The sequence below is a fragment of the Arthrobacter sp. EpRS71 genome (genome assembly GCF_001512285.1).
Taxonomy (GTDB): Bacteria; Actinomycetota; Actinomycetes; order Actinomycetales; family Micrococcaceae; genus Arthrobacter.
Map to the genome: position 1 here is coordinate 1,745,755 of NZ_LNUV01000006.1, position 22,785 is coordinate 1,768,539.

At 62.5% G+C, this 22,785-nt stretch carries 22 protein-coding genes; 17 read left to right on the forward strand and 5 right to left on the reverse strand.

The annotated features are described in order from the left end of the window. Window positions 1-2 precede the first annotated feature (2 nt). The 4 genes from hpt (at window position 3) to AR689_RS18395 (ending at window position 3,280) form a co-directional block, all read left to right on the forward strand. Window positions 3-554 (forward strand): hypoxanthine phosphoribosyltransferase, encoded by a 552-nt coding sequence (hpt, locus tag AR689_RS18380; protein WP_026540856.1) that lies wholly within the window; start codon window positions 3-5, stop codon window positions 552-554. A gap of 270 nt (window positions 555-824) precedes the next feature. Next, entirely contained in the window at window positions 825-1,316 is a 492-nt protein-coding gene (locus tag AR689_RS22830; RefSeq protein ID WP_082698055.1) for a transposase, read from the forward strand. 303 nt (window positions 1,317-1,619) lie between these two features. Then, window positions 1,620-2,318 (forward strand): IS3 family transposase, encoded by a 699-nt coding sequence (locus AR689_RS18390; protein WP_062072447.1) that lies wholly within the window; start codon window positions 1,620-1,622, stop codon window positions 2,316-2,318. Between the two features lie 146 nt (window positions 2,319-2,464). Then, window positions 2,465-3,280, forward strand: coding sequence for a hypothetical protein (locus tag AR689_RS18395; RefSeq protein ID WP_062072449.1), 816 nt, complete (start codon window positions 2,465-2,467; stop codon window positions 3,278-3,280). A gap of 14 nt (window positions 3,281-3,294) precedes the next feature. Here AR689_RS18395 and AR689_RS18400 read toward each other — a convergent pair whose 3' ends face one another. Next, window positions 3,295-4,272, reverse strand: a complete 978-nt coding sequence (locus AR689_RS18400; RefSeq protein WP_062072450.1) for a type IV toxin-antitoxin system AbiEi family antitoxin domain-containing protein — start codon at window positions 4,270-4,272, stop codon at window positions 3,295-3,297. 598 nt (window positions 4,273-4,870) lie between these two features. Here AR689_RS18400 and ftsH point away from each other — a divergent pair. The 11 genes from ftsH to AR689_RS18455 all read left to right on the forward strand — a co-directional run bounded on the left by ftsH (window position 4,871) and on the right by AR689_RS18455 (window position 15,486). Further along, window positions 4,871-6,940 (forward strand): ATP-dependent zinc metalloprotease FtsH, encoded by a 2,070-nt coding sequence (gene ftsH / locus AR689_RS18405; protein WP_062072454.1) that lies wholly within the window; start codon window positions 4,871-4,873, stop codon window positions 6,938-6,940. A 10-nt stretch (window positions 6,941-6,950) separates the two neighbouring features. Continuing rightward, window positions 6,951-7,586: a GTP cyclohydrolase I FolE gene (folE, locus tag AR689_RS18410; RefSeq protein ID WP_062072456.1), complete on the forward strand. Its 636-nt coding sequence runs from the start codon at window positions 6,951-6,953 to the stop codon at window positions 7,584-7,586. Window positions 7,587-7,592: 6 nt separating this feature from the next. Beyond that, window positions 7,593-8,498, forward strand: a complete 906-nt coding sequence (gene folP, locus AR689_RS18415; RefSeq protein WP_062072458.1) for a dihydropteroate synthase — start codon at window positions 7,593-7,595, stop codon at window positions 8,496-8,498. Window positions 8,499-8,510: 12 nt separating this feature from the next. Continuing rightward, window positions 8,511-8,870 carry a dihydroneopterin aldolase gene (gene folB / locus AR689_RS18420; protein ID WP_062072460.1) on the forward strand — a complete coding sequence of 120 codons (360 nt, stop codon included), beginning with the start codon at window positions 8,511-8,513 and terminating at the stop codon, window positions 8,868-8,870. Beyond that, entirely contained in the window at window positions 8,867-9,412 is a 546-nt protein-coding gene (gene folK / locus AR689_RS18425) for a 2-amino-4-hydroxy-6-hydroxymethyldihydropteridine diphosphokinase (protein ID WP_062072462.1), read from the forward strand. Before folB ends, folK begins: the two co-directional genes overlap by 4 nt. Then, entirely contained in the window at window positions 9,409-9,930 is a 522-nt protein-coding gene (locus AR689_RS18430) for a DUF3180 domain-containing protein (protein WP_062072464.1), read from the forward strand. The genes folK and AR689_RS18430 overlap by 4 nt, the downstream gene beginning before the upstream one ends. Next, complete coding sequence (locus AR689_RS18435) at window positions 9,911-10,423, forward strand: PH domain-containing protein (protein ID WP_062072465.1); 513 nt, start codon at window positions 9,911-9,913, stop codon at window positions 10,421-10,423. Before AR689_RS18430 ends, AR689_RS18435 begins: the two co-directional genes overlap by 20 nt. After that, window positions 10,420-12,054, forward strand: coding sequence for a PH domain-containing protein (locus tag AR689_RS18440; RefSeq protein ID WP_062072467.1), 1,635 nt, complete (start codon window positions 10,420-10,422; stop codon window positions 12,052-12,054). The genes AR689_RS18435 and AR689_RS18440 overlap by 4 nt, the downstream gene beginning before the upstream one ends. Next, a complete protein-coding gene (locus AR689_RS18445; RefSeq protein ID WP_062072469.1) occupies window positions 12,047-12,955 on the forward strand; it encodes a Rossmann-like and DUF2520 domain-containing protein in 909 nt (302 codons plus the stop codon). The genes AR689_RS18440 and AR689_RS18445 overlap by 8 nt, the downstream gene beginning before the upstream one ends. A 5-nt stretch (window positions 12,956-12,960) precedes the next feature. After that, entirely contained in the window at window positions 12,961-13,863 is a 903-nt protein-coding gene (gene panC, locus AR689_RS18450; RefSeq protein ID WP_062072471.1) for a pantoate--beta-alanine ligase, read from the forward strand. Window positions 13,864-13,968: 105 nt separating this feature from the next. After that, window positions 13,969-15,486 (forward strand): DHA2 family efflux MFS transporter permease subunit, encoded by a 1,518-nt coding sequence (locus AR689_RS18455; protein WP_062072473.1) that lies wholly within the window; start codon window positions 13,969-13,971, stop codon window positions 15,484-15,486. Between the two features lie 698 nt (window positions 15,487-16,184). Here the strand turns inward: AR689_RS18455 and AR689_RS18460 are convergent. Then, the gene (locus AR689_RS18460; protein WP_062072474.1) at window positions 16,185-16,817 is read right to left on the reverse strand and encodes a hypothetical protein; all 633 of its coding nucleotides are present in this window, start codon (window positions 16,815-16,817) and stop codon (window positions 16,185-16,187) included. Between the two features lie 128 nt (window positions 16,818-16,945). Beyond that, window positions 16,946-17,872: a helix-turn-helix domain-containing protein gene (locus tag AR689_RS18465; protein ID WP_062072476.1), complete on the reverse strand. Its 927-nt coding sequence runs from the start codon at window positions 17,870-17,872 to the stop codon at window positions 16,946-16,948. 196 nt (window positions 17,873-18,068) lie between these two features. Between AR689_RS18465 and AR689_RS18470 the strand changes: the two genes are divergently transcribed. Then, window positions 18,069-19,451, forward strand: a complete 1,383-nt coding sequence (locus tag AR689_RS18470; protein ID WP_062072477.1) for an MFS transporter — start codon at window positions 18,069-18,071, stop codon at window positions 19,449-19,451. A gap of 145 nt (window positions 19,452-19,596) precedes the next feature. Here AR689_RS18470 and AR689_RS18475 read toward each other — a convergent pair whose 3' ends face one another. Both AR689_RS18475 and gad read right to left on the reverse strand, forming a co-directional pair. Beyond that, window positions 19,597-20,457 carry a class II glutamine amidotransferase gene (locus tag AR689_RS18475; RefSeq protein WP_062072479.1) on the reverse strand — a complete coding sequence of 287 codons (861 nt, stop codon included), beginning with the start codon at window positions 20,455-20,457 and terminating at the stop codon, window positions 19,597-19,599. A gap of 20 nt (window positions 20,458-20,477) precedes the next feature. Next, on the reverse strand, window positions 20,478-21,878 hold the full coding sequence (gene gad / locus AR689_RS18480; RefSeq protein ID WP_062072482.1) for a glutamate decarboxylase: 1,401 nt from the start codon (window positions 21,876-21,878) through the stop codon (window positions 20,478-20,480). A gap of 134 nt (window positions 21,879-22,012) precedes the next feature. On the opposite strand from gad, the gene AR689_RS18485 reads away from it, so the two are divergent. Then, a complete protein-coding gene (locus AR689_RS18485) occupies window positions 22,013-22,783 on the forward strand; it encodes an IclR family transcriptional regulator (protein WP_062072484.1) in 771 nt (256 codons plus the stop codon). Window positions 22,784-22,785 lie beyond the last annotated feature (2 nt).

Below are 22,785 nucleotides of genomic sequence, written 5' to 3' on the forward strand. Positions count from 1 at the left end.
TGGTGGATTCAAACGACGTCCAGGCAGATCTCAAGCACGTTCTTTACACCAAAGAGCAAATCCAGACGCGTATCGCGGAACTTGCGGCGCAGATCGACAAAGACTACGAAGGCCGTGACATCCTCGTTGTCGGTGTCCTTAAGGGTGCGGTCATGGTCATGGCTGACCTGGCGCGTGCGCTGCACAGCCACGTGAGCATGGACTGGATGGCGGTCTCATCCTACGGCTCGGGTACTCAGTCCTCGGGTGTTGTCCGGATCCTGAAGGACCTCGACACCGACCTCATGGGCAAGGACGTCCTGATTGTCGAGGACATCATTGACTCCGGCCTGACTCTGTCCTGGCTCAAGTCCAACCTTGAATCCCGTGGCACGGCAAGCGTCGAAATCTGCACGGCTTTCCGCAAGCCGACCGCCGCCAAGGTGGAAATCGACGTCAAGTACGTCGGATACGACATCCCTAACGAATTCGTGGTGGGCTACGGCCTGGATTATGCCGAGAAGTACCGCAACCTGGACTTCGTGGGCACCTTGGCTCCGCACGTCTACGAGTAGGCCTCTCAGCTTCACCGCTTCGCACCGCCGCCGCGCCCTTTTCCGCCGTTTGCACCCGTAACCTCTGGCGCGTGTGGCGGGACTGGGTGCGGTGTTGGTGCCTAAGGGGTGCGATTGGCGGTAGCGGGCGCGTGTAGCTGCGGTGCGGCTGGTGGTGTTCTGTTTTGCTGTGGTGTGCGTTTCTTGGCGTCGCGCCCTTTTCCGCCGTTTGCACCCGTAACCCCCCATGTGTCAGGCTCGGCTGTTACATAGTGTTTGCAGTTGTGCCTGATGCGCGGAGCGGGGAATGGATTGCCCGTGTTTGAAGTTCCTCAACGCCCATCCCGTAACCACAGATTCTCGCGAGCCCAGAAATGGGAGTTGCTCTCTGAGTACGACAAGTGCCTTGATAGAGGTGCGAAGGCGGCGTTTTGCAGGGCGGTCGGTGTTCAGCCGAGAACCATGCGGGACTGGGCTGCTGACCGCGAACAGGGTCGGATGGCGCCTCCTCCAGATGCAGGTGGTCCGGCGGTTAAGGAGGGGAGCCGCTGGATGAACGATCGAGAGCGTCATGAGTTGAATCGGTTGCGCAAGGAGAACGAGAAGCTCAAAGCCAAACTGGAGAAGTCCGAGGCGGCCGTTGACATCCTGGGAAAAGCGTCCGCGCTTCTGGAGGCATTGGCCAGGAGCGCGACGGCGACCGATCCCCACTTGGAGGAGAAGGAGCCGGGACGGCCGGAGTGGTTGGAGGACAACCGCGACGAGAAATCATCCTCAGGATAGTAGCCATGCTGATCGCCGCGAAATGGTCTGTCCGGGCTGCCTGCAGCGTTGCCGGTGTCTCCCACATGCTCTGGTACCGGTCACTGAAGCCGGGTCTGTCCACCGGTGTGCGGATCCCGCACGCCGACAGGGCCTACCCCAACCGGATCGAACCCGAAGTCTGCGAGCAGCTGTTGAACAGGCTGAACTCCAAGGACTACGAAGACCTGTCCATCACCCAGGCCTGGTATCGGCTGCTGGATAACGGTGAATATTATGCCTCGATGTCCTCCACTCACAGGATCGTGAAGCGGGCTGGCCAGAATGGTGACAGACGTCCGCAGCGCTCCGCAGCGCTCCGCTGGCACCGGCACCGGGAGGTCCAAACCGGTCCTGGAAGCAACCGGACCGAACCAGCTGTGGTGCTGGGACATCACCGACCTCTACGGTCCCGGGAAACAGCACTTGAAGCTCTACACCGTCATGGATGTCTTCTCCCGACGAGTCGTCGGCCACCGGGTCGAACAACAGGAAACATCGTTCCGGGCTGGGGAGCTGATGGAGCAATCCGTGATCGATAACTGGGGCGCGCCGGAGATCCTGCATTCGGACAACGGTGCCGCCATGCGGGCACGGCCGACCTACGATGTCCTGCGAATGCTGGGGATCAGCCCTTCGCATTCACGGCCCCGGACCTCAAATGACAATCCGTTCATCGAATCACTCTTCAAGACCGTGAAGTATTCCCTGGCATTTCCTGCCCGGTTCGTTTCACTCGAACATGCCAGGAGCTACGCCAGGGAGTTCTTCTCCGACTACAACGAAAACCACCGTCATTCCGGCCTGAATGGCTATACCCCGGACTCTGTGCACAAAGGGTACTGGGCCACGATCCAGACCCTCCGGCAAGAAATACTCGATACCCACTACGCCCACAACCCCGAACGATACGGCCGCCGGCCCCACATCAAATCCCCACCCAGCAATGTCTGGATCAACCAACCCAACCAACAGCTGTCATAAGCAGCTTGATAAATACCGAACCTCTGGTGCGTGTGGCGGGACTGGGTGCGGTGTTGGTGCCTAAGGGGTGCGATTGGCGGTAGCGGGCGCCGGTATCCGGTTCGTGAACCCTGCCGCTGCGGCAAGCCCTCGCGCTAAACTGGACCATGACCGGTGCTCCCGCCCGTCTCTTGACGTGGCTCGCCGTCATGGCGACTCTCCTCACGGCCTGCACTCCTGCGGTCGATCTCACTGAGACCGATTCCGGGCAGCCAACTGCGTTCTCTTCCGCTCCGTCAACGAGCGCCACCCAAACTCCTGTGCCACCGCAGCCCGCCCCGCCGCCTCCGCCTGCGCCGCCCGCACTTCCACCCGCTGTGCCTCAGGCCTTTGCCCTCAACCTTTACCAGGAGGGGGACTTCGTCCCGCAGTACACCTTTGACTGGTGTGTTGCCGCGAGCATCCAAATGGCACACAACCTCATCGATGACACCGGCGGTGGAACATGGGCGTCCTCCGCACAGCAAAGCGAGTTGTGGGAGATGGCCCGTGCACGGTCCTCGAATTCATTCAACGGTGCCAACCCGAAGGGCTGGGCACAGGTGTTGACTGAAGTTGGAATGGGCCCGTACGCGGTGGTCAGCGTCGCAACTTACGAGGACACGCTGCAGACGGCGGCGCGAGCAATAGCCGAAACTGGCCGGCCGGTGGGATTGGTTATGTGGAGTGGTCGGCACGCTTGGGTGATGAGCGGCTTTGAGTCCATGGGTGATCCCGCGCAGTTCGCGGAGTTCCAGGTGACGGGGGTTCGTGTCTTGGATCCGCTCTATCCTCACGGCAGCGGGCAGTGGGGAGCCTCACCGGAGCCCAACAGTTTGCTTACTCCGGAGCAGCTGGCCACACAATTCGTGGTCCGTGAACCCCGGCGCTGGAGCACCGACCTGCCCACTGGTTACCTGCTGGTGCTTCCAGTCGCAGCCTGACCCAGTTGGGTTCCCTACGCCGCGCGCAGGGAACGAAGACCGCCGTCGTTCAGAATGCGCGCGAACACACGTGGGTTCATCATGTCGGACCAGTCCCAGCGAACAACAGTGAGGCCTAGAGCCCGCAGTCCGTTTTCACGGTCCTTCTCCGCCATGACTGCCTGTTGGAGGGTCTGGTTTCCTCGCCACTCTTGTCTCAAGTACTTTCCGTGACCATCGAATTCCCCCACCAGATCGAGTTCGCGCCACCAGAAATCAGTTCGGGCTGTTCGTCCGTTTCTCAGCGTAAAAGAGCCTTGGAGGCTGGGCATGGGGAAGTTGAGCAAGATCATTTGGGCTCGACTCATGGATTCCCCCACTGACTCGGACTCTTCTGAAGAGAGATCCAGGACCGATTGGGCACGTCGTTTCCTCGAGGCGCTGCTGAGAGCGGAGATTGCTTCAGTCAGTTCGTCCATGCGGGCCGGCGGACCCCAGGCCTTGTCCTTGCTCCAATTGCCGGCCTCGAGAGCATCGCCCCACCTTTGATTTCGTCGGCTGGAGTCCACGACGGCCAAGGCCTCAGCAAAGTTGAGCGCAGCCGCCAGCTCTACTGTGGTGCGCGCCTTGTCCGTTACCTGGAAGTCGCCCAGTTGGGCCACCCCGCTATCAAGGGAGCCCAAGCTTCTCCGGATTCCGTGCTTTGACCTGCCGCCTCTGGGGTCATCAGTGACGGTGCACAAACGCTTCGGCGCGCTCACGATGCCCAGGCCCCACAGGAGTGCGGCCGTCTGCAAGTTGAAGAGGGGAGGTGTCTTGGCCGCATTGACCAGCGCAGCAGCTTGAAGTCCGTGCCGCTGGCGCTCGTTCAATTCCGCCCAAGAAGCAGCGCGAACATAGGCGCCCCGTCGAATCCGAACAAGCTCGCCACGTTTTGCCTGCTTGGCAAGGTGGCGCGCGTCCTGTCCGATGCGTGTCGCATCTGAAGCAAGTATGAGTTCCGAAATGGCCATAGCTTCCACGTTTGCCGGTTCTGTGCGAAGTCGAAAGCGCCCGTCCAAGCTATGTGGAAAAAGAGCCTCAAGACCACGTGGAAGCACCAAAGGAGTGCACACCACATTGCGCTGGTAATGCGAGGGCTCATCCCAGGCCCGCACCCTTTTCCGCTGAGCGCTCCCTTTCCTCAACATGCCCGCACCTGTTCCCGCCATTCGCGCCAGTGGTTACGGGTGCGGTTGGCAGGAGTGGGTGCGTCGGCGCAGGGGGTGATGGGTCAGTGGGTGCGGCGGCGCAGGGGGTGATGGGTCAGCGGGTGCGGTTGGCGGGAGTGGGTGCGCCGGCGCAGGGGGTGATGGGTCAGCGGGTGCGGTTGGCGGGAGTGGGTGCGCCGGCAGCCAGGCAACACTGCTCCGCACCACCTGAGCAACGCAAAAGCCCTGTTCCAGCACACGCAACGCGAGTATCCTGTGTACGCCCAGAGGGAACTTTTGCACTTTCCAATGCGTGAATTACTGGGAACGGTGTATAGCTTGAAACTGAAGCAGCACCACTCGCGCGCAGAAGTTGCGCCTTGCAGCACTACCAGGAGGGACGGGGCAAAACCCCGATCAGATGAAAGCTAAGAGTTTCTTCAAGGGCCCGGGCATCTGGATTGTTGTCGTCGTTGGCTTGCTCCTGGTGGCATTCGCAACACTGGCTCCGGGCGGTTCCACGCGCATTGACACCAAAGAAGGCCTCGAACTCCTTTCCCAAAGCGGGAAGGTTGAGCAGGCCAAGATTTTCGACGCCGAGAACCGCGTTGACCTGGTGCTCAAGGACAACCTGAACCTGGACGGCCAGGACAAGGGCAAGAACGTTCAGTTCTTCTACGTCACGGATCGTGGTCCGGACGTGGTCAAGGCTGTCACCAACGCCAACCCGGACAAGGGTTTCACGGACCAGCCGGTGGAGAATAACTGGTTCTCCGGTCTGTTCTCCCTGCTCATCCCTGTGCTGCTCCTCGGTGTCCTGTTCTGGTTCCTGCTTTCCCGCATGCAGGGCGGCGGCTCCAAGGTGATGCAGTTCGGCAAGTCCAAGGCCAAGCTGGTCAACAAGGACATGCCCCAAGTGACCTTCTCTGACGTCGCCGGCGCTGACGAGGCAGTGGAAGAGCTCCAGGAAATCAAGGAGTTCCTCCAGGAGCCGGCCAAGTTCCAGGCCGTTGGTGCCAAGATCCCCAAGGGTGTGCTGCTTTATGGCCCTCCAGGTACCGGTAAGACGCTGCTTGCACGCGCTGTTGCCGGCGAGGCCGGCGTTCCGTTCTTCTCCATCTCCGGCTCGGACTTCGTGGAAATGTTCGTCGGCGTTGGTGCTTCGCGTGTCCGCGACCTCTTCGAGCAGGCCAAAGCAAGCTCTCCGGCCATCATCTTTGTTGATGAAATCGACGCCGTTGGACGTCACCGTGGTGCCGGCATCGGCGGCGGCAACGATGAGCGCGAGCAGACCCTGAACCAGCTCCTCGTTGAGATGGACGGCTTCGACGTCAAGACCAATGTCATTCTCATCGCGGCCACCAACCGGCCTGACGTGCTGGATCCTGCGCTGCTGCGCCCGGGCCGTTTCGATCGCCAGATCACCGTGGAAGCACCGGACATGATTGGCCGTGAACAGATCCTCAACGTCCACGCCAAGGGCAAGCCGATGGCACAGGGCATCGACCTTAAGGCCGTGGCCAAAAAGACTCCGGGCTACACCGGTGCGGACCTGGCCAACGTCCTGAACGAGGCCGCACTCCTCACTGCCCGTTCCAATGCCAACCTGATTGACGACCGCGCGCTGGACGAGGCAATCGACCGCGTCATGGCGGGCCCGCAGAAGCGCAGCCGGGTCATGAAGGAACTCGAGCGCAAGATCACCGCGTACCACGAAGGCGGCCACGCTCTTGTTGCTGCCGCATTGCGTAATTCCGCCCCGGTCACCAAGATCACCATCCTTCCCCGTGGCCGTGCTCTCGGGTACACCATGGTGATCCCTGAGGATGACAAGTACTCGGTCACCCGCAACGAGCTGCTGGACCAGATGGCCTACGCCATGGGCGGCCGTGTTGCTGAGGAAATCGTGTTCCACGACCCCTCCACAGGTGCATCCAACGACATCGAAAAGGCCACCGCCACGGCCCGGAAAATGGTCACTCAGTACGGCATGAGCGAGCGTGTTGGTGCCGTGAAGTTGGGCCAGGGTGGCGGTGAGCCGTTCCTCGGCCGCGACGCCGCACAGGAGCGTAACTTCTCCGACCAGATCGCCTACGTTGTGGATGAGGAAGTTCGTCGCTTGATCGACCAGGCACATGACGAGGCTTACGCGATCCTCACGGAGAACCGCGACGTCCTGGACCGGTTGGCCTTGGAGCTGCTGGAGCGCGAAACCCTGAACCAGCAGGAAATCGCTGACATCTTCCACGACATCCGGAAGCGCGATTTCCGCGAGATCTGGCTGTCCAAGGAATCCCGTCCGGTGCAGTCGATTCCTCCGGTGGAGAGCCGCGCCGAGAAGGCTGAACGCGAAGCCCAGGAAGAGGCCAAGCAGGCCCGCTTGGACGAGCCTCTGGACGTCGTAGCCCCGCACGCCCAGGGAGTCAGCAGCCAGGAGTCATTCCAAGCCCCGCAGCCCGACGGCGGCAACGACCACCCGCATCACGGCTAAGCTTTCTGCTGTGACTCATTTCGACGACGACGACGACCTCGCCGCCGCCCACGGTTCCGCCGTGGGCTCCACTCATGGCCACAAAGTGGATCGGCCGCGCATTGAAGCGGCCGTCCGCGAGATCCTCCTGGCAATAGGTGAAGATCCTGAGCGTGGAGGCCTGCTGGACACGCCCAAGCGTGTGGCCAAGGCTTACGCCGAGGTCTTCGCAGGCCTGCACCAACACCCTGCGGATGTCCTCTCCACCACGTTTGACCTGGACCATGAAGAGCTTGTCCTGGTGAAGGACATCCCCTTCTACTCCACGTGCGAGCATCACTTGGTGCCGTTCCACGGAGTGGCGCATGTTGGTTATATTCCGTCACATGACGGCAAAGTGACCGGCCTGAGCAAGTTGGCACGACTCGTGGATATCTATGCGCGGCGGCCTCAGGTGCAGGAACGCCTCACTACGCAGATCGTTGAGGCGCTCGTGAAGCACCTGAACCCGCGCGGCGCGATTGTCGTCGTCGAATGTGAACACATGTGCATGTCCATGCGCGGCATTCGCAAGCCCGGCGCGAAGACCGTCACCAGCGCGGTGCGCGGTCAACTCCATGACCCGGCCACCCGCGCCGAGGCCATGAGCCTCATACTCGGAAGGTAAAGCACTATGGACTCCCTCGCTGCAGCACCCGGAACCGGCCCGGCCACAAGCCCGTTGCCGGTTCTTCGTAAACCGCGCCCCGCGGCCAGGTTCGAGGACCTGCCGAAGGATCGCACGCTGGTTATGGGAATCCTCAATGTCACCCCGGATTCTTTCAGCGACGGCGGTACTCACCGGACACCGGACACTGCCATCGCGCTCGGCCTGCGGATGTTTTACGCAGGCGCGGACATCATCGACGTCGGGGGTGAATCCACCCGCTCGGGCGCTGAACCGGTTTCTCCTGAGGAAGAACAGAGTCGCGTCATCCCCGTGATTCAGGCGCTGGTGAAGGCCGGCGCGTTGGTCAGCATCGACACTATGCACACGTCCACCGCGGCCGCTGCCATTGAGGCGGGTGCGGCCATCATTAACGATGTCTCCGGCCTGACGATTGAACCGGACATGCCCGAGCTTGTTGCCCGGACCAAGGTTCCGTACATCCTGACGCACCGCCGTGGCGATGCCCGGACCATGGACAGCCTCACGGACTACAACAACGTGACCGAGGACGTGGTGGCGGAGCTCAGCGGCGTCCGCGACAAGCTGTACGCGGCAGGTGTTGCGCCGGAGCAGATCATCATCGATCCCGGCGTTGGTTTCTCCAAGAATGAAGAGCAGAACTGGGAAGTCCTCCGGAACCTGGATCAGCTTTTCTCGCTGGGCCACAAGGTGATGGTTGCTGCTTCCCGTAAGCGCTTCCTCGGTTCGCTTCTCACCGTGGCTGGAAAGTCGGCTGCACCTTTGGAGCGCGACGCCGCGACGGCTGCCATCACCGCTTTGAGCGCTACCAAGGGCGCTTGGGCTGTCCGCGTTCACGACGTCGGCCCCAGCCTTGACGCCGTCAAGGTCGCCGCCCGTATTTCCCGCTGATTGGATACCGCTGTGGACAGGATCACGCTGACCGGCGTCACCGCCGTCGGTTATCACGGGGTGTTCGATTTCGAACGCCGTGACGGCCAGCCTTTTGTTGTGGATGCCGTGCTGTACACGGACTTCACCAAAGCTGCTGAGACGGATGATCTGCAGTACACGGCCCATTACGGTGAAGTGGCTGAACTGATTACGAAGCACATCGAGGGCGAGCCGTTGAACCTCATTGAGGGGTTGGCGGTCCGGATTGCCGAGGGCATCCTTGAGAACTACAACGTAGCGGCCGTGGATATCACCGTTCACAAACCCAAGGCGCCCATCGAGGCCCCGTTTGGCGACGTAACTGTCAGCGTCCACCGGGAGAGATCATGAGTGCCGGCTATACCAAGGCCATCGTGGCCCTTGGCAGCAACCTGGGGGAACGCAACGACACACTTTCCACAGCCGTGGCGGATCTGGTGGACCCGCCGGAGGTTCGCCTCTTGGGTGTCTCGCCGGTGGTGCAGACCAAGGCTGTGGGCGGTCCCGAGGGCCAACCTGATTTCCTGAACATGGTCATGGCTGTGGAGACCACGCTGACTCCAATGGAGCTCCTGGAGCACTGCCATGCTGTGGAGCAGAAGCATCACCGCACCCGTGAGGTTCGCTGGGGTCCCAGGACATTGGATGTGGACATCATCCTGTTCGGCGACCTTGTCAGCGAAGACCCTATTCTGGCCATCCCCCACCCGCGGGCAGCTGAACGGGCTTTCGTGCTCTACCCGTGGTCCCTGCTGGAGCCGCACGCCACACTGAACGGCCGGAGCGTGGCTGAACTCGCCGCCGTCGCCGCTGACATGCCTGACATCCGGCGCTTCGACGGTTTCGGTGACGTGGCCGGTGTACCTGCAAACGGGGCAGTGGAGCAGCCATGAAGGCAATGCGCCCGGTAGTTCTTTTGCTCATCGCCGTCATCGCCGCCGTGATTGGTTGGTTGGCTACTCTCACTACCAACCGTTTCAGCATGCCAACACCTGTGTTGCCGGTCTCGGCGCTCGTCACCATGGCGGTCATCGCCGGGCTGACGCTGATCATGGGCGTCCGGGTGCTGCGTTGGCGCAACGGCAAGAAGAAGAATCTGCTCAACCCGATCCTGGCGGCAAGGACGTTGATTCTTGCCCAGGCCTGCGCTTACGCCGGGACCCTGCTTCTTGGCTGGCATGTGGGGATCGCGGCGGATCTTCTCCGTATTGGCGGTTTGCGCGGAGGCGAGGGCGTTCTGTGGAACGCCCTGCTGATGGGTGGCGGTGGCGTGGTAATGGTTGTGGTCGGAGTGGTGGTGGAGCGGTTCTGCCGGATCCCACCCGAGGATCTCGAAGGTGGTACCGCCGGACCGGAAACCCGTCGCGGCGAAACTAAAGGTGAAGGCGAATATGCATACCGAGGCGATTGACCCTCCCGGCGTTCAGTGGCTGCGGGTGTCCCCGAAGTACGTCACGGTTCGCTTGGTGGAGTGGGCAATTGGCAATGTCATCTTGCTGGCGGTCCTCAGTTTGCCTCTTGTTTTTGTGCTGCTTGGCTGGTGGAGGTGGCCGCCGTTGTGGCTGGCCATCACGGTCCCCGCAGTGATGCTGGTGTTGGCGCTGTGGCGGCTGGTGCTGATTCCCCGACAAGTACGTGCAATCGGCTATGCCGAGCGCGACGACGACCTCCTCATCCGCCGTGGCATCTTCTTCCAGCGAACCATGGTGGTCCCTTACGGCAGGATGCAATACGTGGACGTCGCGGTTGGTCCCGTTGAACGCAGCCTGGGGCTGTGCACCCTTAAACTCCACACGGCCTCGGCGGGAACCAATGCGCACTTACCGGGGCTTCCCTCAGCAGAAGGGGCACGCTTGCGCGAGCAACTTTCGGCTCGCGGAGAAGCCAGGTTGGCCGGGCTGTGAGCCTGGAGAACGACGCCGCTGAGAGCCTCCCGGGCAAGCCGGAACCAACGGTCGACGGCGACTGGAACCGCGTCCACCCTGCGTCACCGTTCGTTCGGGGCTGGGTGGCGCTTGCCGCCGTCGGGTTCTTCTTTGGCCGTGATGCTTTTGAGCGGATGCTGCAGGGCCGGGATTTCATGGATCCGAACCTCAGCGGCCGGGTGCCGTGGCTCCTGGCCGGCGGCGCTGTGGTGTTGCTGTTGACGGTAGGCGGTTTCATTCTCAGCTGGTACTTCACCCGCTATCAAGTGGCTGAGGGGTATGTCCGCGTCAACACCGGCTTCCTGTTCAAGCAGCAACGGCAGGCCAGGCTGGACCGCGTTCAGGCAATTGACATAGTGCAGCCGCTTTTGGCGCGCATCTTCGGGCTCGCTGAACTCAAGTTTGAAGTGGCCGACGCCGGTGAATCGGCCGTGCGCCTGGCTTACCTTCCGCTGGACAAGGCCAAACAGCTGCGTGCCACGATCCTTGCGCGGGCGGCCGGTGTGGTCAGCGGACCCGAGACGACGGAGGAAATCCCGGAAGCTCCCGAGCATGTTGTGTTGTCCGTGCCGCCGTCCCGGCTCGTCGGGTCCTTGCTTCTCAGCGAGCAGACCGTTGGAATTCTGGCGGGCGCGGCCGTGGTGGTTGCAGTCTCCGTTTTCACGCAGAACCAGACGCTTTTTCTGGCGCTTATCCCCGGCGTCCTGGGAATCGGCGCAGCGTACTGGAGCTCCTTCAACAAGGGTTACAACTTCACAGCGGCCATTTCGCCGGACGGTATCCGGCTCCGCTACGGTCTCTTGGATACCCAGGCGCAGACTGTGCCACCCGGACGTATTCAGGCGCTCATGGTGACCCAGCCGCCGCTGTGGAGGGTATTCGGTTGGTACCGGATCCACGTGAACGTGGCGGGGTATGGAGTGTCAGGGAGTACCGAAGGTGCTGCCCGCACCTTGCTGCTGCCCGTTGGCCTGAAGCCGGACGTTTTGCGGATGATGTCCTTGGTGTTGCCTGATCCTGGAGTTGAGGATCCGGAACGGGTATTCACTGCAGGGCTTGACGGACTGGGGCCAGTGGAAACCGGCTCATCGACGAGCGATGGCTTCACCACCACACCCCGCCGCGCACGCTTGCTGGCCCCGCTGGGCTGGCGACGCAACGGATTCCTTGCCACCAAAACGGCGTTGCTGATCCGTTCCGGTCGCTGGTGGCACACGCTGGTGATGGTTCCGCATCAGCGGACGCAGTCCATGGCCCTGCACCAAGGACCGTTGGCGCGCCGCTTCGGCGTGGCCGATCTTGTCCTCCACACCACTGCCGGTCCCGTTTCTCCACGGGTGTTCCAAGCGGGCGTAGAGCAGGCAGTGGAGCTGTTCGATCAGCAGGCTGCCCGGGCCCGGGAAGCACGGAAGCGGCAAACCAGCGAACAATGGCTGGCTCAGGTGGCCCCGCAAGCCCCGGAGGTCGCCGCCACTCTGGCAGTAGAACCCGCGCAGCCTGCCCAAGCCACCCACCCCGGCCAAGCCACCCACCCCGGCCAAGCCACCCAGCCGGAATCAGACATGCATCCCCGTACTTCACCACAACAGGAGGAACGCCACGATGGCTAGGCCAGGACGACTCGGTGTCGGGATCATCGGCGCCGGCAAGGTGGGTGCCGTCCTAGGTGCCGCTTTGCGCGCGGCCGAGCACGCTGTCGTCGGGGTTTCTGCTGTGTCCGAGGCGAGCCGCGAGCGGGCGGAGACCCTGTTGCCCGGCGTCCCGGTCCTGGAAATCCAGGACATCGTGGAACGCTCCGAGCTGGTGCTGCTGGCCGTCCCTGACGACGCCTTGGGTGAGCTGGTCGCGGGACTGGCCAAGCTCGCTGCCTGGCAGCCCGGGCAGCTGGTGGCGCATACGTCAGGCCGGTTCGGCGTCGGGATCCTCAACCCGGTCCGGGCGGCGGGTGCGATTCCGCTGGCTCTGCACCCGGCCATGACCTTTACCGGCATGAGCTTGGACCTGACCCGGCTCTTGGACTGCACGTTCGGTGTCACGGCCGACGCTGCCATGCTTCCGATCGCCCAGGCCCTTGTGGTGGAGATGGGTGCGGAACCTGTGGCCATTGCTGAGGCCGATCGCACGCTTTATCACGCATCACTGGCGCACAGCTCGAACCATATGGTCACGCTGGTGGCGCAGGCGTCGCAGATGCTGCGGGAGATCGGCGTCGAAAATCCTGAGTCCATGCTTGGCCCGCTGTTGCGCGCGACGCTGGAGAACGCGCTTGCCTCCGGTGAATCCGCGCTGACCGGTCCCGTGGCGCGTGGGGATGTCGGCACCGTTTCGGCGCATGCCCAAGCTCTGAAAGAGTACGACGGCGGTGCCGGCGGCGATGTCCTCGCGGCCTACCAGGCCATGGCGCAGGCCACTGCCCGCCGGGCGGTAAGCCGCGGACTGCTGCGCCCGGAGCAACTGAATGAGATTGACGAAGCTTTGGGCACCGACCCCAAGGCGCCGGAAGGAAACTGAACAGCATGGCCATCAAACTCGTGACCACTGCGGCGGAACTGCGCGCCGACAGTGCCCGGCTCCTGGCTCTTAAAGGCGGACATTCCCAAGGTTTGGTGCCCACCATGGGCGCACTGCACTCGGGCCACGCCACCCTGGCCCGGACTGCCGTGGCGGAGAATGACGTGGTGGTGGCCACCATTTTCGTGAACCCCCTGCAGTTTGGTGATGCTGTGGACCTGGACCGCTACCCCCGCACGCTCGACGCCGACATGGCCCTGCTTGATGCTGAAGGCGTGGACTTGGTTTTCGCGCCGTCCGTGGACGAGGTGTATCCCGGCGGCCAGCCCTTGGTGCGGGTAACGTCCGGCCCACTGGGCGATAAGTGGGAAGGCGCCTCCCGCCCCGGGCACTTCGACGGCGCGCTCACCGTCGTGGCCAAGTTGCTGCATTACGGACTCCCGGGAGGAGTTGCTGCGGACGGCACCACGGCGGCCTACCGGGCGTACTTCGGCCAGAAGGACGCACAACAGTTGGCGTTGGTGAAGCGTATGGTTGCGGACCTGAACTTCCCTGTGGAGATCGTTCCTGTACCCATCGTTCGGAGCGAGGACGGTTTGGCGTTGTCTAGCCGCAATCGCTTCCTCTCGGATGAGGAGCGCGACGCTGCCTTGGTGTTGTCGCGGGCTTTACGCCTCATTGAGTCCCGCGCGAAGGCGCACCAACCGCTTGACCTCGATTCCGCCGTCGCGCTTGTTGAATCCCAGCCGCTGGTGGAACTGGACTACTTCGACGTCGTTGATCCCGTCACGCTGGAACCGCTCGCAGAGAACTGCAAGGAGACCCCGTTCCGCGGTGAGGGTTTGGCGATCATTGCCGCCAAGGTGGGGCCGGTGCGGCTCATCGACAACGCCCCTTTGTTCTCCTAGCGTTAGGAATTTTTCTACTGACGGGAATTGGATGGGCGTTTAGACTGTTTTAGTCTTCACCGGCACAGATCGCCGGACACCAAATCCAAACCTTGGGGAATCCTCATGTCTACCGACGTCACGTCCGACGCCTACGGCAATCCTGAATCCGGCGCTTCCGGTACCGTCACCTCCGCAGAGGCGGCACCACCGCAGGCCCCGGCGTCGCAGGCGCCGGCCTCGAACGCCCCGGTGTCCGGGAAGATGTCCCGTGAATCCGTCACGGTTATTGTCACGTTGCTTGTTGCCACGTTCGTGGTGATCCTCAACGAGACCATCATGAACGTCGCCCTCCAGCGACTCATGATCGACCTTCAGGTGAGCGCCTCCACCGTGCAGTGGCTGGCTACCGGCTTCATGCTGACCATGGCCGTGGTCATCCCCACCACCGGGTTCATCCTGCAGCGGATGAGCACCCGCGGTGCCTTCATGCTGGCCATGGGACTCTTCAGCGGCGGAACCCTCATGGCCGCACTGGCACCGGGATTCCTGGTGTTGCTGCTGGCACGCATCGTCCAGGCCGGTGGTACCGCCATCATGCTGCCGTTGCTGATGACCACCATCCTTACACTGGTGCCGATGTCCAAACGTGGTGCCGTTATGGGCAACGTCAGCATCGCCATCTCGGTCGCTCCGGCCATGGGCCCCACCGTTTCCGGCATCATCCTGGACAACTTCTCATGGCGCTTCATGTTTGTCTTCGTGTTGCCCGTTGCCCTGGCTGCTTTCGCGATCGGGGCCAAGTACCTCACCAACGTGGGGGAACGCGGGAAGACCACTCTGGACGTTCCTTCGGTGATACTCACCGTGCCCGCGTTTGGTGGCCTGGTGTACGGCCTGAGCCAGATCGGCGGCGCCGAGGCCGGCGTTGTTCCTGTCATTGCACTGGTGGTTGGCGTCCTTTGCCTGGCACTGTTCGTCTTCCGGCAGCTCAAGCTTCAGAAGTCCGACTCTCCGCTGTTGGACCTTCGCGCCTTCAAGTTCCGCATGTTCACGGTGTCCACCCTGCTGATGGTCGTGGCAATGATGGCCTTGTTCGGCGGAGTGATTCTGTTGCCGCTGTACCTCCAGAACACCCTGCACCTTCAGCCCTTGGAGACCGGACTGGCTCTGCTGCCGGGTGGTTTGGCCATGGGCTTGCTGGGTCCGGTCATCGGACGGATCTTCGACAAGGTAGGTCCGTTGCCGTTGACCGTCACAGGTTCGGTGCTGATGGTCCTGACCCTCTGGCAGTTCTCGCGTCTGGATGAGGGAAGTTCGCTTGGCTGGGTCATTGCCCTGCACGTCACCCTGAGCCTTGGCCTGGCACTGCTCTTTACTCCGGCCTTCACCACTGGCCTGAACCCACTGCCGCCGCACCTCTACTCCCACGGCTCCGCAATCATCAGCACGGCGCAACAGGTTTCCGGTGCAGCTGGTACGGCATTGCTCGTGTCCATCTATGCCGTGGTCTCGGCGTCTTCGGGCGAGGTAGCCGGCATGCAGACAGCATTCCTGGCCGCCACCGTAATTGCCGTTGCTGCAGTGGTGCTCGGTGCCATGATGCGCAAGACCGAAGGGGCCGGAGGGCACGGGGGTCACTGAGCCTCTTGTCCCACCCCCTTCCCGACGCTCTCTCACATCCCTCGGGTTTGAACACATCGCTCTCTCACTTTGGTGGGGGAGCGTTGTTGTTTAACGGCGGGGGTCTGGCCGTCTGGTTGTGGGGTTCGACGGCGGCGGTTGGCTTTTGCGTGGTGGTGGCAGGTGGGTGACGGCAATGATCGCTTGCGCGCTCGGTGGTGCCTCCTGTGCAGCCGCGCTGTCTGATAGTCGCACCCCCCTTGTGGATGCTCTCTCACATCCCTCGGGTTTGGGGCCGACGTTCTCTCATTTTTGGTGGGGTGTGTTGGTGTTTTGGGGGTTCGACGGCGGTGTGTTGGGTTGTGTGATGGGCTTCACGGAAATTTGTCGTTGTTGTTTTGGGGTGGTTTTGGGGTGTGGTGGGGTTGTTTTCCTTGTGTTGGCGGGGGTTTTGGGTGGTGTTGGTGTGGATTTGGCGTGGGGGTTGGGCGCGTGTAAAGTTATTCGAGTCGCCGCCGCTGATGCGGAAAGATAGCGACCGACTCCCTTTCAATTCGCCGGTTCCGGTAGTGCTTTTGTGTGCTTCTGGTTGGTGTGGGAGGCCCGGGTTTTGGTTTGCTTTGTGCGGCTGGGTCGGGTAAGTTTGAAAAGTTGCTCCGGAGCGATTCCGGGACCTGTGAGGGTTCTGGTTGGTGCCGGATGACCTGTTGTTTGAGAACTCAATAGTGTGCCAAGTTTGTTGATGCCGATTGTTTTTCTGTGCGGGTCCGTTCCACAGCCTGGGCCGCGACCACCTGCAAATACTCCACCGAACGGGACATCTCCTCGACCCTGCCCGCGAAATCAGCAGCCTCAACAAACCCCAACAACCGCACCTCATCGGCCGCTATTGACCTCAACGCATCAGTTGCGGCAGCAACCTCAAGAAGCGCCGCGTCCAATGCAGGAACACCAGACAGCGCCGACTCGGTGGGCAACCACTCGAGCGCGGACTCTGGAAGTGCGGGGAAGGACGCGGGTACGCCGTGCGCTGCAGCTTTCTCTGGTTCTGCCAGCGGCTGGAGCAACGCCGCGGGCACCACTCTCGACTCGGATTCCTCGGACTCGAGCAAAGCCGCGGGTACGCCTTCCGGCCCAAGCTGCCCAGACTGCCCGGGTTTTGGCAATGACTCGAGTCCGAGCAGCAGCCCAGCGGTCCAGGAGGTCTCGGCGTTGGTGCCCAACGGCGTCGGGCACTTGCGTGGTGAGACCCGGGAAGGAACGTTGAGGGGGACTGCCGAGGCATTCCGGGACACCTCACTGGCGCCGGGCGAACCTGCCCGCCGCGCCAAGATCTTCCCTATGCCTTCCATGAGTCAACCCTGTCACGAGGGCTCGGCAGCTATCAGCCCCCATCGACGCTATGTGGAAAACTCCCTCCGAAAGCTCGAGTTGTCGTTGCAAGTGACCCCCACGACGCGGGCTGATGTTCAGTCGGGGCCTAACTGAGGAGCCCGGATTGATGGTCGAGACCGGCTGGATTACCGGCGTCGATTTCCGCCAGACCGCGCGGGATTGCCTCGACGCCGCCCGAACTTTGGAGAAGCTGCAGCGCCGTCGCCGCCAGCGAGCCCGGTTCTGCGGCGTACAGGAGCACCCGGTGCCCGGATTCGTCCGGGGGCGTCAGGACCTCGAAGTTCAACTCCAGGTATCCAACCTCAGGGTGGTGCAGGTATTTCACACCGGACATGCAGTTCTCCACCGGATGCTTGGCCCAGAGCCTCGCGAATTCCTGGCTCTTCAACGTGAGCTCACCAACGAGGGATGCCAGTTCGTGGTCGTCGGCGGATTTTCCCGCCACGAGGCGCAATGATGCCACCGCCCGGCTCGCCTCCTCGGGCCACCGGGTGTAAAGCTCCCGTGTGTGATCGTCGAGGAACAGCAATCGGGTCATGTTGGGACGGCTGGAGGGGCTCTCCGGAGCTGCGAAGTCTACGTGTCCGGCAACGAGCCGGTGTCCCAAGGCATTCCACGCCAGAACTTCGCTTCGACGGCCCAGGACCACCGCGGGCGTACCGGACATGGACTGGATCAACTTCAAAGTCCCGGGCCGAACTTTGTCCGGCTTGGCAGGCGAGCGCCGCTTCGTCTTTCCCGGGCGCGCCAGATTGAAGAGGTGCGCGCGCTCGTCCATGCTGAGGTTCAAAGCGCGGGCAATTGCGTCGATGACAGCATCTGAGGCATTTGTGCTCAGTCCCTGTTCCAGCCGGGTGTAATAGGTGGTGCTGACCCCGGCCAGCATGGCGAGCTCCTCCCGCCGCAGACCGGGGACGCGGCGGATGCCGTAATTCAGAACGCCAACGTCCTCAGGCTGCAAGGCTGCCCTGCGGACGCGGAGGAACTCCCCAAGTTCACTGTGTGTACCCATGACCCCATTGTTCAGCCATCGGCCTGGATTGTCCTGTCACTGTCAGTGGTACCCACAGCGGGGTGTGGTTGCCCATCACGGAAGTGACCACGCTGTAGGCATGCCAACAACCAAAAGAACCAGCCATTCCCACGCCGGGCCAACGCCAAGCAACACCCCACAAAGCCAAGCGACACACAGCCAAGCAACAGACAGCATGGCTCCCAAGCAGCGGCTGGCGCTCATTGTTCTCCTGACAGCGAGCTTCACGCTGGCTGTAGATTTCTCCATCCTCAACGTCGCTCTGCCTGCCATCGGCTCGGACGTTGGCTTCTCACTGGATAACCTGCAATGGGTCGCAACAGCGTTCGCCCTCTGCGCCGCCGGGTTGACTTTGCTGTTCGGTCGCGTGGCGGATCTGGCGGGGCGGCGGAAGATGTTCTTGATCGGCATGGCGCTGCTGGCGGCAGCGTCATTGGCGGGTGGGCTGGCCACCGAACCTGCGGTGCTGCTGCTGGCCAGGGTGGGCCAGGGCATTGCCACGGCCATGGTGGTGCCGGCCGCCCTGTCCTTGTTGTTGGTTTCGTTTCCGGAAGGCCCTCTTCGGGACAAAGCACTTGGCCTTAATGGCTCCCTGATGGCTGCCGGATTTACCACCGGGGCAATTCTGGGTGGGTTATTGACTGACCTCCTGAGCTGGCGGTGGGCTTTCTTCATCAATGTTCCCGTTGCGGCGGCCGTCCTCCTCATCGCGCCCGTTGTCCTCGCCGAGAGCAGGCCCACGTCCAAGGTCAGGCTCGACGTTCCCGGGGCCATCACCGTCACCTTGGGTCTGTTCGCCTTGGTCTTCGGCTTCACTCATGCTGCAGCGCATTCGTGGACCAACCCCCTGACGCTCGGTGCGCTTGCGGCCGCCGTCGTCCTCTTTGCCGTCTTTGCCGTGGTGGAAAGCCGCGCACCGCACCCGCTTGTGCCCCTGGCCATCCTCAAGCGTTCAAATGTGGCGTGGGGCAACGTCGCCGGAGTTCTGGCGTTTGTTACCGAGACATCCTTGGTGTTCCTGCTGACCTTGTACCTGCAGCAGGTTCTGGGCTACACGCCGCTCGGCGCGGGCCTCTCCTTCGCCGTCCTGGGCTTGGGCACGGTCCTTGGGGGCATGGTGGGACCGAAGGTGATCGCGAGGGTGGGGAGCAAGAACGCCATGGTCTACGGGTTTGTGGTTCAGGCGCTGGCTACTGGAGCGTTGGTGTGGCTCGACTCAGATCCGGCATCCATTGGGCTCCTCCTCGTAGCGACATTCATGGGTGGTGTGGCCAACTTGGTAGTCATCGTGGGTTTCATGGTGACCGCCACATCGGATCTCCCCGACGCGGATCAGGGCATGGCAACCGGGCTGGCCACCATGAGCCAACAGATCGGCATCACCATGGGCATCCCCGTGATGAGCGCGGTCTTCACTGCTCAGTTGCTTGCCGTCGGCGCGATCGACGCACCCGCGGTGCTGAGCGGCCTCACGGTTGCTATTGCCGTAAACGCGGCGCTTTGCCTCGCGGCTGCTGCAGCGGTTGCGGTCTTCCTCAAGAAGCCGGGCGCGGCCTGACGCCCCTGAAAGCCGGGTGCGGCCTGACGCCCCTGAAAGGCGAGAAACGCACGACGGCGGGAGGTCGCCGTCGTGCGTTTGTTCTGCTGGGTGCGGCCTGACACATCTTGGGTGCGGACTGACCAGCGGCAGGACCAGCGGCCGGTCAGGGCCGTTGTGACGCTGCCGCGGCCGGTTCGAGGTCGGCCAGGGTAAGTAGACGGGTGGGAGCGTTCGGGAAGTGCACCGTGGAGGTAACGCCCAGGCCGGGCCCAACATGGATCAGCTCGCCGGATTCCATGGGGCGCCAGCCCGGGTTAGGGTCCATGGGTTCAGTGGCGAAGAGAACGTGCGGCGCATGGGAAAGCCCGGTGCTCCTTGAGCGGATTCGTCGGCTTCGAACGTCCAGCGGGGCGGACCCAGTGGCCGGTTGCCTTTCGAGCACGTACAACTCGTGGGTAGCCGGGTACCTCAGCGCCCACATGTCTGTTGCGGTGGACAGGATGAAGTTGAGGCTGAACACGGGTAGTTCCCTGGCCACCCAGTTGATGGCCTCCACTATGCCGGTCCCCACATCTCCTCCGGCTCTTCGCGTTTCCGCTGTGATCAGTGCGAAGAGGCGCTCACTGTCGGACTGTCCCAGCACCAGGTCCATCACGCCGAGCTCGTTGAGGCGCTGATCGAGGTGTTCCAGGCCGTGAAGAACGCCGTTGTGCGCAAACAGCCGCCCGTCCTGTTCAAACGGGTGGGTGTTGACCATGGTGAGCGCGCCGGTGCTGGCGTACCTCACATGGGCCAGAAACGTGGTGCTTACCAGGTCCCTCGCTTCACGGGCGAACGCGTGATCTTCCCATGCTGCCAAAGGCTGTTTGGCCACGTGAGCTTTACCGGCCGGGTCAAAAGTGCCAATGCCGGCGCCGTCGGGCTCCCGCCGGCTCTGAACGGAGAGGCTGTCCGGTGCGTCCAACAACCAGAACGTGGCACGCACCGGCCGTGGACCGGCGTGGAGCCCAAAGAGACGGCACATGGCGAACTCCCTTCCAACGGCTAGTGGTGGAAGCCTTCTGATTGCTTGACGGTGGGCATCGGTGCAGTGAGGCTGTCCAGGTAGTCCACTTCCTTCTTGAGGTCAGCCAGGAAACTGGAGGCGAGGTCGCGGGTGAAACCGTTGCGGACCACGATCCTCTGGACGGTGACCTCGCTCAAACCATCGGGCAGGGGGTAAGCCGGAACCAGCCAGCCGTTCATCCTGAGCCGCTCCGAGAGGTGGTGCAGGTTCCAGTGTTCGGTGTGACCCTCGCTGAGCTGCCAAGCGAACACTGGGATGTCGGACCCGTCACTCCACAACGTGAACGCGTCCATGGCCCCGATCTCGCTGGAGAGGTACAGCGCCACATCCCGGGACGTCGCCTGGACCGACCTGTAGCCGGCAAAACCAAGGCGGAGGAACAGGTAATACTGCAGCAATACCTGGGCGCCGGGGCGGGAGAAGTTCAGGGCAAACGTGGGCATGTCCCCGCCCAAGTAGCTGACATGGAAGATCAGGTCCTCGGGGAGTGCCGCCGCATCCCGCCACACCACCCATCCGAGGCCGGGATACACCAGCCCGTATTTATGGCCGGAGGTGTTGATCGACGCGACGCGGGGGAGCCGGAAATCCCATACCGTTTCCGGTTGCAGGAACGGCGCCACCATGGCCCCGGAAGCGCCGTCCACATGGATGGGGACGTCCAGTCCGCGGCGTGCCTGGATCTCGTCCAAGGCTTCGGAGATGAGTTCCACGGGTTCGTACTTGCCGGTGTAGGTGACGCCCAGGATGGCCACGACGCCAATGGTGTTTTCGTCCACGTACTGGTCAAGGTCGTGGCCGTCCAAGGTGGGGTGTTCGGCCGAGACTGGGACAAAACGGGGCTCCACATCCCAGTAGTTGCAGAACTTCTCCCAGCACACTTGGACCGCAGAGCTGAGGATGAGGTTGGGTTTCTCCGTGGACTTCCCGGCGGCGCGCCGTGCATGCTGCCAGCGCCGCTTCAACGCCAAACCACCCAGCATGCAGGCCTCGGACGAACCGATAGTGGAGGTGCCGACGCTCTTTGCGGGATCCGGCGCATTCCACAAGTCCGCGAGCATCCGCCAGCACCGGGTTTCAATGAGCGCTGTTTGGGGGTACTCGTCCTTGTCGATCATGTTCTTGTCGAACGTCTCGGCGTACAGCTTTGAGGCTTCCGGTTCCATCCACGTCCCCACAAACGTGGCCAGGTTCAGCCGGGAATTGCCGTCCAGCATCGCTTCATCGTGGACAACCTGGTAGGCCGTGGCGGGCAGGGACTCGCCGTCAGGCAGGGTGAAACGGGGAAATATGGTGGATTCTCCGGGCCTGCTGAACAAAGGATTGAGTTCGACGGCGGTGTCCGGTTCATGCTGTGACGCTCGGTGGGACCTGCTCATGGGGCAACTCCTTGGGATTGTCCGCTTGCGCGGGGGCGCAACCTGTCTCCGGCTCACGCTACCGGGCACTGGCCGCCCACCCAAGGCTTCCCATATATAGGGAGTCATTCCGGTTCCGTGGGAGAATCGGAGACATGGAAGCCACTACCGCCGGAGCCCGGACGCTTGAACGCGGACTCAGCCTGATTGACCACGTAGCGGCCGGCAACCATCGGCTCGAGGACATCACCAAAGCCGCAGGACTCAGCAGATCCGCCACCCACAGAATGCTGACCTCCTTGGTGGGAGCCAGGTACCTGAGCCAAGCGGAGGACCGCAGCTACCACCTGGGCGTGAAGCTCTTGGAATTGGGCACACAAGCCCAAACCAGCATCGATCTTCCCGGTGCCGTGCAGCAGATCCTGTCCGACATTGCCCGCATCACCTTGGACGCGACCCACTTGGGAATACTCTCCGGGGATGAAGTGGTCTATCTGGCCAAGGCCCGTGGCCACCGGGGGTTCGAGATGACTTCCTATCCGGGTGTCCGGCGGATGGCCCAAACCACCGCGCTGGGCAAGGTGCTGCTTGCGGAGAAGGATGACGCAGAGGCCATCAAGGCTTTTAACCACACCATCACTCCAACGCCTCTCTCCATCAGGACTGCCGAAGATTTCCTGGCCGCACTTCATCAGGCCAAACAAAACGGTTACGCGATGGACGACCAGGAGAATGAACTCGGAATCACGTGCCTGGCCATCGGGATACCGGACTTGAGCGGCGCCATGGCTGCCGCCGTCTCAGTCTCGGCACCCAGCGTCCACATGACTCCCGAGCGCATCCAGTCCCTTGTTGCTTTGCTGCAGAAGTTCCAGCCAGAGCTCACCAGCTGCCTGCCGCCGGGATTTGAAAGGGCTTGGATCTAGGC

Excerpts from the sequence above, each read along its gene's own strand:
- AR689_RS18470 (WP_062072477.1), top strand. The coding sequence starts at position 18,069 with ATGGCTCCCAAGCAGCGGCTGGCGCTCATTGTTCTCCTGACAGCGAGC.
- AR689_RS18475 (WP_062072479.1), bottom strand. The coding sequence starts at position 20,457 with ATGTGCCGTCTCTTTGGGCTCCACGCCGGTCCACGGCCGGTGCGTGCC.
- AR689_RS18455 (WP_062072473.1), top strand. The coding sequence starts at position 13,969 with ATGTCTACCGACGTCACGTCCGACGCCTACGGCAATCCTGAATCCGGC.
- folK (WP_062072462.1), top strand. The coding sequence starts at position 8,867 with ATGAGTGCCGGCTATACCAAGGCCATCGTGGCCCTTGGCAGCAACCTG.
- AR689_RS18395 (WP_062072449.1), top strand. The coding sequence starts at position 2,465 with ATGACCGGTGCTCCCGCCCGTCTCTTGACGTGGCTCGCCGTCATGGCG.
- AR689_RS18390 (WP_062072447.1), top strand. The coding sequence starts at position 1,620 with ATGGTGACAGACGTCCGCAGCGCTCCGCAGCGCTCCGCTGGCACCGGC.
- AR689_RS18430 (WP_062072464.1), top strand. The coding sequence starts at position 9,409 with ATGAAGGCAATGCGCCCGGTAGTTCTTTTGCTCATCGCCGTCATCGCC.
- AR689_RS22830 (WP_082698055.1), top strand. The coding sequence starts at position 825 with ATGCGCGGAGCGGGGAATGGATTGCCCGTGTTTGAAGTTCCTCAACGC.
- AR689_RS18460 (WP_062072474.1), bottom strand. The coding sequence starts at position 16,817 with ATGGAAGGCATAGGGAAGATCTTGGCGCGGCGGGCAGGTTCGCCCGGC.
- AR689_RS18465 (WP_062072476.1), bottom strand. The coding sequence starts at position 17,872 with ATGGGTACACACAGTGAACTTGGGGAGTTCCTCCGCGTCCGCAGGGCA.
- gad (WP_062072482.1), bottom strand. The coding sequence starts at position 21,878 with ATGAGCAGGTCCCACCGAGCGTCACAGCATGAACCGGACACCGCCGTC.
- ftsH (WP_062072454.1), top strand. The coding sequence starts at position 4,871 with ATGAAAGCTAAGAGTTTCTTCAAGGGCCCGGGCATCTGGATTGTTGTC.
- AR689_RS18435 (WP_062072465.1), top strand. The coding sequence starts at position 9,911 with ATGCATACCGAGGCGATTGACCCTCCCGGCGTTCAGTGGCTGCGGGTG.
- AR689_RS18400 (WP_062072450.1), bottom strand. The coding sequence starts at position 4,272 with ATGGCCATTTCGGAACTCATACTTGCTTCAGATGCGACACGCATCGGA.
- panC (WP_062072471.1), top strand. The coding sequence starts at position 12,961 with ATGGCCATCAAACTCGTGACCACTGCGGCGGAACTGCGCGCCGACAGT.
- AR689_RS18445 (WP_062072469.1), top strand. The coding sequence starts at position 12,047 with ATGGCTAGGCCAGGACGACTCGGTGTCGGGATCATCGGCGCCGGCAAG.
- folP (WP_062072458.1), top strand. The coding sequence starts at position 7,593 with ATGGACTCCCTCGCTGCAGCACCCGGAACCGGCCCGGCCACAAGCCCG.
- AR689_RS18485 (WP_062072484.1), top strand. The coding sequence starts at position 22,013 with ATGGAAGCCACTACCGCCGGAGCCCGGACGCTTGAACGCGGACTCAGC.